This window comes from Rhabdaerophilum sp., assembly GCF_046092605.1.
In the GTDB taxonomy this organism is placed as follows: domain Bacteria; phylum Pseudomonadota; class Alphaproteobacteria; order Rhizobiales; family Beijerinckiaceae; genus Rhabdaerophilum.
Genome location: NZ_JBJTDY010000082.1, coordinates 1 through 14064 on the forward strand (window position 1 = coordinate 1; position 14064 = coordinate 14064).

At 65.6% G+C, this 14064-nt stretch carries 13 protein-coding genes and 1 pseudogene; 10 read left to right on the top strand and 4 right to left on the bottom strand.

Annotation, left to right across the window (positions count from 1 at the left end; all coding sequences use genetic code 11):
- The 3 genes and pseudogenes from ACKODO_RS06740 to ACKODO_RS06750 all read left to right on the top strand — a co-directional run.
- A pseudogene (locus ACKODO_RS06740) lies at positions 1–105 on the top strand (mannose-6-phosphate isomerase); the annotation flags it as partial.
- Positions 105–776 (top strand): lactate utilization protein C, encoded by a 672-nt coding sequence (locus ACKODO_RS06745; RefSeq protein WP_408982681.1) that lies wholly within the window; start codon positions 105–107, stop codon positions 774–776. The pseudogene ACKODO_RS06740 and the gene ACKODO_RS06745, both read left to right, overlap by 1 nt.
- 210 nt (positions 777–986) lie before the next feature.
- Complete coding sequence (locus tag ACKODO_RS06750) at positions 987–2489, top strand: murein L,D-transpeptidase (RefSeq protein WP_408982682.1); 1503 nt, start codon at positions 987–989, stop codon at positions 2487–2489.
- Here ACKODO_RS06750 and ACKODO_RS06755 read toward each other — a convergent pair.
- Entirely contained in the window at positions 2455–5457 is a 3003-nt protein-coding gene (locus tag ACKODO_RS06755) for a PAS domain-containing protein (RefSeq protein WP_408982683.1), read from the bottom strand. The two genes, ACKODO_RS06750 and ACKODO_RS06755, sit on opposite strands and share 35 nt — an antisense overlap.
- A 233-nt stretch (positions 5458–5690) precedes the next feature.
- Between ACKODO_RS06755 and ACKODO_RS06760 the strand changes: the two genes are divergently transcribed.
- Positions 5691–6164: a phasin family protein gene (locus tag ACKODO_RS06760; RefSeq protein WP_408982684.1), complete on the top strand. Its 474-nt coding sequence runs from the start codon at positions 5691–5693 to the stop codon at positions 6162–6164.
- A 70-nt stretch (positions 6165–6234) separates the two neighbouring features.
- Here ACKODO_RS06760 and hemA read toward each other — a convergent pair whose 3' ends face one another.
- Entirely contained in the window at positions 6235–7473 is a 1239-nt protein-coding gene (hemA, locus tag ACKODO_RS06765) for a 5-aminolevulinate synthase (protein WP_408982692.1), read from the bottom strand.
- A gap of 122 nt (positions 7474–7595) precedes the next feature.
- Here hemA and ACKODO_RS06770 point away from each other — a divergent pair, with 122 nt between their 5' ends.
- From ACKODO_RS06770 to ACKODO_RS06790, 5 genes are all read left to right on the top strand, one after another.
- A complete protein-coding gene (locus tag ACKODO_RS06770; protein ID WP_408982685.1) occupies positions 7596–7769 on the top strand; it encodes a hypothetical protein in 174 nt (57 codons plus the stop codon).
- Positions 7770–7838: 69 nt separating this feature from the next.
- Positions 7839–9128: a UDP-N-acetylglucosamine 1-carboxyvinyltransferase gene (gene murA, locus ACKODO_RS06775; protein WP_408982686.1), complete on the top strand. Its 1290-nt coding sequence runs from the start codon at positions 7839–7841 to the stop codon at positions 9126–9128.
- A gap of 237 nt (positions 9129–9365) precedes the next feature.
- Positions 9366–10661 (top strand): histidinol dehydrogenase, encoded by a 1296-nt coding sequence (gene hisD / locus ACKODO_RS06780; RefSeq protein ID WP_408982687.1) that lies wholly within the window; start codon positions 9366–9368, stop codon positions 10659–10661.
- A 4-nt stretch (positions 10662–10665) separates the two neighbouring features.
- Positions 10666–11148: a UPF0262 family protein gene (locus tag ACKODO_RS06785; protein WP_408982688.1), complete on the top strand. Its 483-nt coding sequence runs from the start codon at positions 10666–10668 to the stop codon at positions 11146–11148.
- Positions 11145–11606 (top strand): low molecular weight phosphatase family protein, encoded by a 462-nt coding sequence (locus ACKODO_RS06790; RefSeq protein WP_408982689.1) that lies wholly within the window; start codon positions 11145–11147, stop codon positions 11604–11606. The genes ACKODO_RS06785 and ACKODO_RS06790 overlap by 4 nt, the downstream gene beginning before the upstream one ends.
- Positions 11607–11632: 26 nt before the next feature.
- On the opposite strand, the gene ACKODO_RS06795 is transcribed toward ACKODO_RS06790, so the two are convergent.
- Positions 11633–12715 carry an anhydro-N-acetylmuramic acid kinase gene (locus ACKODO_RS06795; RefSeq protein WP_408982690.1) on the bottom strand — a complete coding sequence of 361 codons (1083 nt, stop codon included), beginning with the start codon at positions 12713–12715 and terminating at the stop codon, positions 11633–11635.
- Between the two features lie 86 nt (positions 12716–12801).
- Here ACKODO_RS06795 and ACKODO_RS06800 point away from each other — a divergent pair, with 86 nt between their 5' ends.
- Positions 12802–13743: a 2-hydroxyacid dehydrogenase gene (locus tag ACKODO_RS06800; protein WP_408982691.1), complete on the top strand. Its 942-nt coding sequence runs from the start codon at positions 12802–12804 to the stop codon at positions 13741–13743.
- 149 nt (positions 13744–13892) lie between these two features.
- Here the strand turns inward: ACKODO_RS06800 and ACKODO_RS06805 are convergent.
- The coding region (locus tag ACKODO_RS06805) for an ATP-binding domain-containing protein (protein WP_408982693.1) at positions 13893–14064 on the bottom strand (172 nt) is incomplete at its 5' end.

The window sequence follows — 14064 nt, forward strand, 5'->3', positions numbered from 1 at the left end:
CATCGTCCCGTGGCGGACGAAGAAGCCCATCTGTTGCTGATCGAGCCGGCTGGCACGCCGAATACCGGCGACGCAGCCACGGCCGCCAAGAAGGCTCAAATCTGATGACCTCCCGCGACACGATTTTCGCCTCCATCCGTCGCTCGCTGCATGTGAAGGGCGACGAGCGCATCCGCGCGGCGATCGTCGAGGAGCGGCTCGATCGCGCGCCGAAAGGCGTGATCCCGGCGCGCGCGCAACTCGATGCTGCCGGCAAGCTCGCGCTCTTCATCGAGAAGGCCGAAGGCGTGCAGGCGACCGTGTCGCGCGTGCCCTCCGCGAAGGAGGTGCCGGGCGAGGTCGCGCGCTACCTGCGCGACAACAATCTCCCCGCCGCGCTCCGCATGGGCGATGATCCGCGCCTCGCGGCCATGCCCTGGAAGGAGACAGCGCTCGATGTGACGGTTGGCCGTTCCAACGGGCTCGATCTCTCCGGCATCACCCATGCCGAGACGGCCGTTGCCGAAACCGGCACGCTCGCGATCCTCTCTGGCCACGAGAACCCCACGACGCTGAACTTCCTGCCCGACAACCACATCGTGGTGCTGAACGCCTCCGATCTCGTGGCGGATCTCGAGAGCGTCTGGGCGCGCGTGCGCAAGAAGGTCGGCAAGGGCGAGATGCCGCGCACGGTGAATTTCGTCACCGGCCCCTCGCGTTCCGGCGATATCGAGCAGACCATCCTGCTCGGCGCGCATGGGCCGCGGGCGCTGCACATCGTGGTGGTCGAGGGCTAACTCGGCCCATGCCTTTTGCTTCGGCCCGGCCCCGGCAGGCCGGACCGGGCTGGCCCGCGCGCGCTGCATATTGTCGTGGTGGAGGGGCAAGCGTCTTCCCGTCATGGCCGGGTCGAGCCCGGCCATGACAAAGACAAAGCCGCATCCACCAATTCATTTACCACGCGCTGCTATGGTTAACCCGTTGGTTTTCCGGAGTGGCGTTCCATCGTGCGTGCGGCTCTCATCCTTGCCGGCTGTGTCCTGGCGTCCGTGGCGCGGGCGCAAACCTTGCCGCCCCCGGCGCCTCCCCTTTCGCCCGCCGCGCCTCATGCCGCAGCACCGCATGCTCCCGCGCCTCACGCGGCCGATGCGCCGGCCGAAAAGCCGAAACCCGTTGCCAAGGCGAAGCCCAAGCCCGCGCCGCCGCCCATGCCGTTGACGCGCGTGGTGGCCAAGGATGATTCCCGCCCGACCGTCTATCCCGGCGCGATCGATGCCATCCAGGATGCGGCCGAACGCTATCGCCAGATCGCCGAGAGCGGCGGCTGGCCCCAGTTGCCGGCCGGCATCCTGAAGCCGGGCCAAAGCGGCGAGGCCATTCCGCTGCTGCGCCAGCGGCTCGTGCGCGAGGGCGATCTCGACCCGGCCCATGTCGATGGCCTCGCCTTTGACTCGCCCCTCGTGCAGGCCGTGAAGGGTTTTCAGGCGCGCCACGGCTTCGCGCAGACCGGCATTGTCGGCGCGCTCACGCTGAAGGCGCTGAATGTCAGCGCGATGGAGCGCTATCTCCAGCTGAACGAAAGCGCGAAGCGCCTGCGCGCGCAGAATTTCGGCTTCGGGCCGCGCTACGTGGTGGTGAACATCCCCTCGGCCTCGGTGGAGGCGATTGCCGCCGGGCAGGTCGAAAGGCGCCATATCGCGGTGGTCGGCAAGGCCGATCGCCCCTCACCCGAGGTGGAAACGCGCATCACCAACGTGAATTTCAACCCGACCTGGACGGTGCCGATCTCGATCATCAAGAAGGATATCATCCCGAAGATGCGAGATGACCCGTCCTATCTCGCGAAATCGAAGATCCGCATCTTCGGCGCGAGTGGCGCGGAGATCGAGCCGACGCGCATCGACTGGAACACCGAGCGCGCCACCGCCTTCACGCTGCGGCAGGACCCCGGCTCGGGCAATTCACTCGGGCAGATCCGCATCGACATGCCAAACCGCGAAGCGGTTTACATGCATGACACGCCATCGAAGCGGCTTTTCGCGCGCGACGATCGCTTCCATTCCTCCGGTTGCGTGCGCGTCGAAGGCGTGCGCGATTTCGTAACCTGGCTGCTTGCTCCGATGCCCGGCCCCGGCGGTGGCCCGTGGGACCGCAGCGATGTCGACGAATTCCTCGCGACCGAGACCCGCAAGGATATCCGACTGAAGGAGCCCGTGCCGGTGATCTGGACCTATCTCACGGGTTACGTGACGCCCGATGGCGTGACGCATTTCCGCGACGACGTCTACGGGCTTGACCAGCTTGCGATTCTCGCAACCGCGCCCGATGAACCGCCGACGGGCGGCACGCCACCGGCGAAGGTGAAGGCCGATTTCGAGCAGCCCGTCCCGCTTCAGGCCGTCCCGCTTCAGGCCATGCCCGCCTCGCCGCGCGTGCTTTACGCCGCGCCCGATATTTCAACGTATCGACCCGTGATCACTCCGCCAGCACGCGCGTCGGCGGGAAGATGATTTCCACCATCGTGCCCTCGCCCGGCTTCGAGGAAATGTCGAAATTCGCGCGGTTGGCCTCCACCAGCGCCTTGGTAAGCGGCAAGCCGAGGCCGGTCCCGCCCTTCGCGCGGTCCCGCCCAACCTGACGAAAAGGCTCCAGCGCCTGCTCGATCTCGTTCGCGGTCATGCCGATGCCGGTATCGCGGATTCGGATCGCGACCTCGCCTGTCGAGAGCATCGAGGTCGAGACGATCACCTGACCTCCCGCTTCGGTGAAACGCGTGGCATTAGAGAGCATGTTGAGCACGATCTGGCGGATCGAGCGCTCGTCTGCCACGACAGGCGGCAAGTTTTGTGCGAGTTGAGTGCGCACGAGCACGCGATTCTGCGTTGCCTGCGGCTGGATGAGCGCCACGGTGCTCGCGACGATCGCGTTGAGATCGATCGCGGCAAAGTTCAGCTCCATCCGGCCCGCCTCGATCTTCGCAAGATCCAGCAGGTCGTTCACCAGGCTCACGACATGCTGGCCGGATGTGCGGATATCCCCCAGATATTCCTTGTATTTCGGATTGCCGAGGGGGCCGAGGCGCTCCTCCTGCATCAGGTCGGCGAAGCCGATGATCGCGTTCATCGGCGTGCGGATCTCGTGGCTGATCTTCGCGAGAAAATCACTCTTCTTGGCATTTGCCATCTCGGCTGCCTGCCGCGCCTCGGTGAGGCCCGCTTCCGCGCGTTTCCAGGCGGTCATGTCGCGCAGCACCGCGCAGAACCGCTTGGGCTCCTCGTCCGAGATGCGCCCGAGTGTCATGAAGAGCGGAATCCGGCCGCCCTTCTTCTCGCGCCCCGAAATTTCGCGGCCATCGTTGAAGACCGAGCGCATGCCGGAGGCGCTGCGCATGCCCTCGAGGTAATCGAGCGCTTCGGCATGGCTGTCGCGATGCAGGAGATGGGTGAAGCTTTCTCCCACGATTTCGTTTTGCTCCACGCCGAACAGCGCCTGCGCGGCACCGTTCAGGCCGAGGATCGTGCCCTTTTCGTCGAGGATAGCGACTCCATCGGTCGCGGTATCAAGGATGGCACGAAGTTCGGAGATATCGGCGCGGGCGCGCGTGAGATCCTGCGCCACGCTGCGCAGGGCCCTGCCCTGCTCCAGTTCCACCGCCCGGCGCAGGGAGATGAGCGTCGCGGGCGACCCTTCCCAATCCACGAGCTGGAGATGGGCATCCACCGGCATGATCTCGCCTTCACGGCTCGTCAGCACCACGCTCTCGATGGAACCGGTCGACTCGCGCGGGCGCACGCCCTTCCGGAAGATGGCGCGAGTGCCATCCTCCGCGCGGAACTGCGCGAGATCAGCGTAGCCTGTCAGATCGAGCAGCGTGCGGTTCGCGAAAAGCGCCTCATCGCCACGCAGCACCAGCAGGCCGATCGGCAGGCAATCGAGCAGGCCCGGCGGCGTTCCGGCGAGGCTGGCCGGGGGCGGCATCTCCGGCGCCCCGGCGCGCGAAGTTTGTGGCGCGGGCATCTCGGCGGGCGGTGGCGCGTCCTCGTCGAAGCGAGCGCCCAGCGCCTTGGCGATTTCGCGGAACGCATTGCGCTCGGTCATCGAGAGGCCCTGCCGCCTGAAGCCGGGCATGGGTTGCGTGGGTTGCCCCGTGCGCAACGAAACGATCTTCGCATCCTCGTCGGATGGCTCTGGGGCCTGCGGGGCGTCAGGCGGCGGCGACGCGTCTCGCACCTGCTCGCGCACGAAAGCTTCCAGATCGGCCGCGACCTTATCGAGCGATGCCGGGTCCGACGCAGGCTCGTCGGTCTCGGCGAACGAGGCTTGCATGCCGCTTTCGCCTTCGGCCATGTCTGCTGCGAGCTGGCCGGGCTGCTCCGGCAAATGTTCGACCGGCTGTTCATTTTCCGGTGCCTCTGCAGGTTCAACGACATCCATCGTCAGAAAATCGGCAACGAAAGCTTGAGCTGGCGTGTCCGCGGATGCCGCCTCTCCGGCCTCCGGGGCTGCATCCCGAAGAACGGGGACCGGCTCGATCCGGGCCTGATCGATGCGGCAATGCCCGAAGCCGGAAAACCCCGTCAGGCCCTCCTGCGTGCTGACAAGCGGCAGGGCGGAGAGATCCACCGGCACGAAGGCCGTTCGGCCATCGACCGGCCAGATGACCCGAATGCCCGAGAAGGTTTCGCCGGCGGCCAGAGCCTCGGTCACTCGATCGGCGGCTGCCTCGTCATGGCGTCGCAGCACATCGGGAAGGAGCTGACCCTCAATCGCCGCCGACAGAACCCCGACAGTTTCCGCCAGCGGGGGCGTGACGCTCAGAACGCGCCCCTCGGCATCCAGCGAGAACAGGAAGCGGCGCGACTGGCGCGCGCCCTCGGGCTCGCCGAGCCAGAGCGGCACAGAGGGAACCGGGGCCGGCGGCTGAGCAGCCGCCATGGTTTCTGCTGCCATGGCTTCTGCTGCCAGGGCTTCTGCTGCCAGGGCTTCTGCCGCCGGGGGGATTTCCTCGGCCGGGCCCTCGGGCATGGCCTTTGGCATGGCCCTTGACATGGGCTCGGCAATCAGCAAGGGCTTCGGCCAGTGGCCGACTTCGGCAGGATTCGGCTCTTCATCCAGGAAAACAACAAGCAGCCCCGGCTGGCCATGGGCCAGGGTGAGGCGACGGCAGCCGACAAGGCGGATCACGCCCCGGAGGCCAACGAAGAAGCGCAGGCGTTCGAGGCTGGGTGCGGAGGAAGGCGCGCCCGCAAGCAGGCTCTCCAGCCGCCGGGTGCCCGGCGCGGAGGCCGGAAGCCCGCGAGCCAGCAAGGTTTCGCGCGGCAGACCGAGGCTTTGGCCGGCCGGCTCATTTGCCCAGATCAGGCCTTCCGTGCCCAGAAGCATCGCGCCATGCGGCGTTTCGGCAAGAAGACGCGCCGCCTCGGCTCCAAGATGCTCTGCCAGACCTTGCTCAAATCGGGTCGCGGACTCGCTTGCCATACCAACCTCTTACGCCACCGCGACCGTTCCAGGCCACAAGCTGACCCATTCTGAGACAGCTCTTTACTGTTTTTCAATAAATCGGGAGGCGAGCAAGGTCCATGCAAGACCCCGGTTCCCCACGCGGGAAAGCGGAAACATCCTTAACGCACGGGCCGGAAAGGTGTTATGCTTAAGTCCATTCAGAGGAAGCTGGCCTGAACAAGCTTGGCCGGCGCGGGAAGGAGAAAGACATGACAAACGAACAGCCGCTCAACGTGCCGGATGAGGTGCGCAAGGCGATGGACAGCAGCGTCAAGCAGGCCAGGACCGGTTTCGAGAAAATGATGCAGGCCGCCGACGAAGCCGCGCGCGGCATCGACGAGAAAGCCGGCAACGCCCAGAAGCAGGCGCTGGAAATGCGCCGCAAGGCGATGGCCTTTACCGAGCAGAACGTGAACGCCGCCTTCGAACTCGCGGCCAACCTGGTTCGCGCGAAGTCGATCGACGAGGTCATGAAGCTCCAGACCGAGTATATGACCCAGAGTTTCGCAACCCTGCGCGGGCAAATCCAGGATGCCGGGCAGGCCCTGCAGGCGCAAACCCGCGCCGCCGCGGCCGATATCGTGAATGAGACCCGCAAGGTGCAGGACAAGGCCCGCGACGCCGTGGAGAAAACGGTGGCTGCGGCGAAGGATGCGGCCTCCAAGGCCCCCTCCAAGAAGTGAGGATCGAGCCGCGCGCATGAAAAAGCCGGGTCAGGCCCGGCTTTGCATCTCGGGAATGGGGTTTCCAGCCTCATTCCGCCGCGAGACGGTGCGGGAGATTCTCGCGCTTAAGATCGAGCGCATCGAACACATCGACCAGCGCCTCCACCAGATGGTCGATCATCCCATCGGTGTGGAAGGGCGTCGGTGTCACGCGCAGACGCTCGGTGCCGCGCGGCACGGTCGGGTAGTTGATCGGCTGGATGTAGAGGTTGTGGCGCTCCAGCAGCAGGTCGCTCGCTTGCTTGGCCTTTGCGGAATCGCGCACCATCACCGGGACGATATGGGTGGGGTTGTCGAGCACGGGAATGCCAACCTCGGCCAGCCGGGTCTTGGTGTGTGTCACCTGACGGCGCTGGGCCAGACGCTCCGCACCGGATTGCTTCAGATGCCGGATAGAAGCCCGCGCCGCGGCCGCCACGGGCGGGGGCAGGGCGGTGGTGAAGATGAAACCCTGCGCGGTGGAGCGCACGGCATCCACCACCTCACGGCTCGCCGCGATATAGCCGCCGAAGCAGCCGAACCCCTTGCCGAGCGTGCCCTGGATGACATCCAGCTCGCCCATCGTGCCGGATTCCTCGGCATAGCCCGCGCCATGCCGGCCATAGAGGCCCACGGCATGCACCTCGTCGATATAGGTCATGGCACCGTGTTTACGGGCGAGCGCGCAGATCTCGCCGATGGGCGAGACATCGCCATCCATCGAATAGACGCTCTCGAAGACAATGAGCTTGGGGCGCTCCGGCGCGATCCCGGCCAGCAATTTCCCGAGCGCCTCGAGATCATTATGCGGGAAGATCACGCGCTCGCGATTCGCGCGGCGCACCCCCTCGATCATGGAATTGTGGTTATCGCTATCCGAGAGGATCACGCAATCGGGCAATGCACCGCCGATGGCCGCGATCGCAGACTGGTTCGCGACATAGCCCGAGGAGAAAACGAGAGCCGCTTCCTTGCCATGCAGGCTTGCAAGCTCTTCCTCAAGCGCCACGATGACCGAGGAATTGCCCGAAATGTTGCGCGTGCCGCCCGCGCCCACCGAGCCGTTCTCGGCGGCATCGACCATTGCCGCGATCACATCCGGATGGCGGCCCATGCCGAGATAATCATTCGTGCACCAGACCGTGACCTCGCGCGGGCCGGCCGGCCCGTTCCAGTTGGCGAAGGGAAAACGGGCGCTGTCGCGGGCGATTTCCTGAAAAACGCGGTAGCGACGTTCGCTTTCGAGTGTCTGGCGGACGGCGCGGAAGGCTTTCGCGTAATTGAACAAAGCCAATCAACCCCATGTCGTGCCCCGGATGGGGCAAAATGCAGCGAAGCCCAGTCTTGCCTCTCGCTTGAGGCCTGGGCATTGACACGGCGCAAGCACCTCTCGCGCAGGAAAAAGGCGGAATGAACGATAAGATCAAGGCCGGTCCGGCGGAAAAGGAGCGCGCGGCGCGTTTGGCGCAAGCCCTGCGCGACAATTTGCGCAAGCGGAAGGAGCAGGCCCGCCAGCGCAAGGCGGCGGAGGCCAATGCCATCCATTCGCCCGAAATGCCATCCAAAGGCAATAAGGAGGGCTGACCAGGAGCGGGTTTGCCATTCCGGCCCTCCCGTGGCAGACGAGCGCAACCCGAACAAGGAGTGAGCCTCATGGATCGAATCAGGATCGTGGGTGGAACCAAGCTGAACGGCACGATCCCGATTTCCGGTGCGAAGAACGCGGCCCTGCCGCTGATGATCGCGAGCCTGCTGACCCCGGAGACGCTCGTTCTCGAGAATGTGCCGCGCCTTTCTGACGTGCGGATGCTGAAGCGCATCCTCGGCAACCATGGCGTGGATGTCATGGTCGCGGGCAAACGCATCGGCGAGCGCGACGAGGATGGCGAGACCGTCAAGCTCAACGCCGCCACCATCGTCGATACCACCGCGCCCTATGAACTCGTCTCGCAGATGCGTGCGAGCTTCTGGGTCATCGCGCCGCTTCTCGCGCGCATGGGCGAAGCGAAAGTGTCGCTGCCCGGCGGCTGCGCCATCGGCACCCGCCCGGTCGATCTCTTGCTCATGGCGCTCGAGAAGCTCGGTGCCGAGATCGAGATCGAGGGCGGCTATGTGCTGGCCAGGGCCGGGAATGGCCTCAAGGGTGGCGAGATCGATTTCCCGAAGGTGACGGTCGGCGGCACGCATACGGCGCTGATGGCCGCCGTGCTCGCGCAGGGCACCAGCGTGATCCGCAATGCCGCGCGCGAGCCGGAAGTGGGCGACCTCGCCCGCTGCCTCGTCAAGATGGGTGCCAGGATTTCAGGCATCGACAGTTCGACGCTGGAAGTCGAGGGCGTGGGTTCTCTGCATGGCGCGCATCACCGCGTGCTGCCCGATCGCATCGAGGCCGGCACCTATGCCTTCGCGGCCGCGATGGCCGGCGGCGATGTGACGCTCACCGATGTGCAGCCGATCCTGCTGCAATCGGCGCTGGATCGACTCGCGGAATCCGGCGCGACCGTCACCAGCGAAACGAATTCCATCCGCATCCGCCGCAATGGCAATGGAATCGCGCCGGTGAGCCTCGAAACGGAAGCCTTCCCCGGCTTCCCGACAGATCTCCAGGCGCAGTTCATGGCGCTGATGACCAAAGCGAACGGCACCGCGCGCATCACCGAGACCATCTTCGAAAACCGCTTCATGCATGTGCAGGAACTCGCCCGTTTCGGCGCGAAAATCCGCCTCGATGGCGACACCGCCATCGTGGAAGGCACGCCGGTGCTCAAGGGCGCGCCAGTGATGGCGACAGACCTGCGCGCTTCCGTCAGCCTCGTGATCGCCGCGCTCGCGGCCGAGGGCGAGACGATGATCAACCGCGTCTATCACCTCGATCGGGGGTTCGAGCAGCTCGAGGCGAAACTCCAGCACTGCGGCGCACAGGTGGAACGCATTCGCGCGTGAACCGGCATACACCCCCGCCTTCGCGGGGGAATGCTTCGCTGGAAAATGCTTCTCTTTTTTCTTGATCGCATTTTCTTTGCGCGAACCGGTGCCCACTTCGCTTGAAAACACTTTAAGGGCCGCGATCGCTCCGGCGCGAAGACCGGCCCTGCCTTTTTCGCGCATTGCGGGCGCGCCTTTGGCCCGGTAACAGAAGGACGAGCTCCTCGGCGGCGCGATCGCGGATTCTGGACGACCATGGTATTTCGGCTTTCCACCCAAGATGCGGATTTCGAGCCGCGCTTTCAGGCACTTCTTGGTCTGAAGCGCGAGGTTTCGGAAGATGTGAACCGCGCAACCGAAGCCATTCTCGCGGATGTCCGCGCGCGCGGTGATGCCGCGCTCGCCGATTATTCCCGACGCTTCGACCGCATCGATTTCACCCGGGTTCCCATGCGGGTCGGCGCCGGCGAATTGGCGCAGGCGCGCGCCCGCTGCCCGGCGAGCGATCTTTCGGCGCTGGAACTCGCGGCCAGCCGCATCCGCCTCTACCATGAGCGGCAGAAGCCCTCCGATACCCACTTCACCGATGCGCTCGGCGTGGAACTCGGCTGGCGCTGGACCGCGATTTCGGCCGTGGGGCTTTACGTGCCCGGCGGTTCGGCGAGCTACCCGTCCTCCGTGCTGATGAATGCCATTCCGGCGAAGGTCGCCGGCGTCGAGCGGCTGGTGATGGTCGTTCCCGCGCCGGATGGTATTGTCTCTCCCCTGGTGCTGGCGGCGGCCGGAATTGGCGGCGTGGATGAAATCTACCGCATCGGCGGCGCGCAGGCCGTGGCCGCCCTCGCCCATGGCACCGCGACCATCCGTCCGGTCTTCAAGATTGTCGGCCCCGGCAATGCCTATGTCGCCGCCGCGAAGCGTCTCGTCTTCGGGCAAGTCGGCATCGACATGATCGCCGGCCCCTCCGAAGTGGTGGTGATCGCTGACAAGACGGCCCGCCCGGATTTCATCGCCGCCGATCTTCTCGCGCAGGCCGAGCATGACGCAGCCTCGCAATCGATCCTGATCACGGATGATGCCGCCCTCGGGGAAGCCGTCGCCCGCGAGGTGGAGCGCCAGCTTGCGACGCTCCAGCGTCGGGCCATTGCCGGCGCGAGCTGGCACGAGAATGGCGCGGTGATCCTCGTGAAGGACATGGCGGAGGCCGCGCGCCTCTCGGACCGCCTCGCGCCCGAGCATCTCGAGATCATGACCGCCGACCCGGACCTGGTGGCCGCGGATATTCGCGATGCCGGCGCGATCTTCCTCGGCGAGAACACGCCGGAGGCGATCGGCGATTATGTCGGCGGCTCGAACCACGTGCTGCCCACCGCGCGCTCCGCGCGCTTTGCTTCGGGCCTTGGCGTGCTCGATTTCATGAAGCGCACCTCACTGCTGCGCTGCGGGCCGGAGCAGCTTCGCGCCATCGGCCCGGCGGCGGTCACCCTCGGCGAGGCAGAGGGATTGCAGGCTCATGCGCGCTCGGTCTCCTTGCGGCTCTCGGGAGGGTGAGGCCATGCCCGGCACCAACAAGCGACTGGTTGCCATCACGCTCGACGAGGCTTCGATCGAGCGGGGCACGCCAGACCAGGAACATGAGCGCGCCATCGCAATCTACGATCTGATCGAGGAAAACCTGTTCGGACCGCCGGGTTTGGATGGGCCGTTCACGCTCTATCTCGGCCTGCTTGCAGGCAAGCTCTCCTTCGATATCCGCCTCGATGATGGCAGCCCGGTTGTGGTGCATCTCCTCTCGCTCTCGCCCTTCCGCAAGCAGATCAAGGACTATTTCCTCATCTGCGAGAGTTATTACGAGGCGATCCGCACGGCATCACCCGAACGCATCGAGGCCATCGATATGGGCCGGCGCGGCGTGCATGACGAGGGCGCGGGCCTCGTGATGGAGCGGCTCGAAGGCAAGATCGACATCGACCACAAGACCGCGCGCCGCCTCTTCACGCTCATCGTCGCCCTTTCCTGGAAGGGCCAGGATCGATGAGCGGGGAACGCCGCCCGTCACTGCAGGCCGTCCTGTTCGTCTGCTCGCTCAACGCGGTGCGCTCGCCCATGGCCGAGGCCTTGTGCCGCACCCGCTATGGTCGGCAGATCTATGTGGATTCCGCAGGCCTGCAGAAAGGGGATCGTGACCCCTTCATGCTGGCCGTCCTGCGGGAGATCGGGATCGAGTTCGAAAGCGACCAGCCGCATGTGCTGGAGGAAGTGGATTACGAAGGCGTCGACCTCGTGATCGCGCTCTCGCCCGAGGCGCATGCCCGCGCCCAAACCATTCTGCGCGCGACAGCCGTGGAACTGCTGCACTGGCCGATCCCCGATGCAACCCAGGCCGGCGGCACGCGCGAGCAGCGGCTTCATGCCTATCGCGAGGTCCGCGAGCGGCTCGACCGGCTGATTCGCGAGGAAATTGGCGGTCGCCTCAAGGCGCGCGTCACCGAGTGAAGCGGGCGCGCCCCGCGCCCCTGCTGTCACGGCCAATGCGTTTCCCCGCCCGTCAGCGGGCGCGGCACGCCGGTTGTCGTGGGCAGGCTGAGCGGCAGGCCGCGGCTTGATCGGATGGCGAGATAGGCGAAACACTCGGCCTCGAGGAAATCACCCTTCCAGCCCACGGTTTCCACGGGCTCGACCGGCACGCCGAGCCGCTCCATCAACCCTGCCATGATGCTGCGGTTATGCCGCCCGCCTCCCGTGACGAGCCAGCGTTTGGGCCGTTTCGGCAGGTGGCGCTGGACCGCGATCGTCGCCTGGATGGTGAAGGCGGTGAGCGTGGCGATCACATTGGCCGGCGGAAGCGGGTTCACCACCTCCGCGCGGGCGTGGAAATCCATGCGGTCGAGCGATTTCGGCGGCGGCAGCGCGAAGAAGGGATTATCCATCAGCGCGGCGAGCACCCCGGAATCGATAGCGCCGAGCCCTGCCGTCTCGCCATCCTTGTCGAAGGGCTGGTCGAAGAGATGGCGCATCCGATCATCGATCAGCGCCGAGGCCGGACCCGTGTCGCAGGCCATGATGATCGGGCCATCAAGATAGGTGATATTCGCGACCCCGCCGAGATTGAGCACGACGAGGGGCTGTTCGAGCTTTTTCGCCAGGGCGGCATGATAGAGCGGCACCAGCGGCGCGCCTTGTCCGCCGAGCAGCACATCGGCGTGGCGGAAGCGGTTCACCACCGGCATGTGCAGGAATTTCGCAAGGCGCGGCCCATCCCCCAATTGCCGCGTGAAGCGCTTCTCCGGCCGGTGCCAGATGGTCTGGCCATGAAGCCCGATGAAATCCGCGCGGGAAATACGAAAATCGCGTTGAAATTGGCGGATCGCCTGTCCGAAGGCGTCTGTCACCGCGTTTTCGAGTTCCGTCAGCGGGTCGGTTTCGGCAATCTGCGGGTTCTTCAGCGCATCGAGCAGCCTCGCCTTCAGCTGAGCCGGGTAGGGATAGGACCGGCCGGCCATGCGCTCGACATAGTCCTCGCCATCGGTGAGGACAAGCGCCAGGTCGATCGCATCCATGGAGGTGCCGCTGATCGCACCGATCGCCAAGAGAGGCTTCTGCATCGGGTTCTCCGAGATTGCCGCGACATGAGCTTCCGCTTATCGGGAAAGCAGAGATAAGTCAGCACCGGTTTTCAGGAGGTTTCCGCATGTCGCTTCTTGTCGCCATTCGCGGCTGGTCGCCGGATCCCTGGGTGGCGCGCTTTCGCGCGGCGGCGGCGCCCCGCCCGGTGATCGACGCGCGCGAGGCCTTCGATCCCGCCACAATTCACTATGCGGCCGTGTGGAAACCGGAGCCGGGCCAGCTCGCACGCCTGCCGAACCTCCGGGCGATCTTCAATCTCGGTGCGGGGGTGGATGCGCTCACCGGTGACGGAACCCTGCCGGATGTGCCGCTGTGCCGGATCGTGAACCCCGATCTCACCGCGCGGATGACCGAATATGTCGTGCTGCAATGCCTGATGCATCTGCGGCAGGTCGAGGCCTATCGCCGGCTGCAGGCGGAGGCGCGCTGGGAGCCCATCGACCAGCCGGCCGCGACGGATGTGCGCGTCGGCATCATGGGATTGGGCGTTCTGGGGCAGGATGCGGCGGAGGTTCTGAAGCGCTTGGGCTTCCGCGTCGCCGGATGGAGCCGATCCTCGAAAGCCGTGCTGGGCGTCGAGATATTCGCCGGCGAGGCCGCGCTCGATGCCTTTCTTGCGCGCACGGATATTCTCGTGGTGCTGCTTCCGCTGACGCCGGAGACGCGCGGCATCCTGAATGGCGGCCTCTTCGCCAGGCTTGCGCGCGATGGCGTGCTGGGAGGGCCGGTTCTGGTGAATGCCGGGCGAGGCGGCCTGCAGGTCGAGGCGGATATCCTCGCTTCCCTGAATGATGGCACGCTGAAAGCCGCGAGCCTCGATGTGTTCGAAACCGAGCCGCTTCCCGCCTCTTCGCCGCTCTGGAAACACCCGAAAGTGATCCTGACCCCGCATGTCGCGGCCGATTCGACACCAGAGGCGCTGGTGGAGGTGGTGCTCGCGAATATCGCCCTGCATGAGCGCGAGGGGCGACTGAACGATGTGGTCGATCGCCGCGCGGGCTATTGAGGATGGCCGGCGAGCCCGTTCTCGGCCGATAGCATCTGCGCCATGCTCCGCCTCGAAACTGGAATGCCGGGCCGTCGGCTCGCGTTCCAGCGGATCGGTTCTCGCCATCAACCTGAACCGAACACCCGATTGTCGCAAGCTTCGAGCCTTCAGATGACGATTGTGAGCGCCTTTGCCGCGCGAGTGACCGCCGTATAGAGCCAGCGCGCGCGATGTTCGCGGAAGGCGAAGCTCTCGTCGAACAGCACCACCTTGTCCCATTGAGACCCTTGCGCCTTGTGCACCGTGAGCGCGTAGCCATAATCGAATTCATCGGTATGC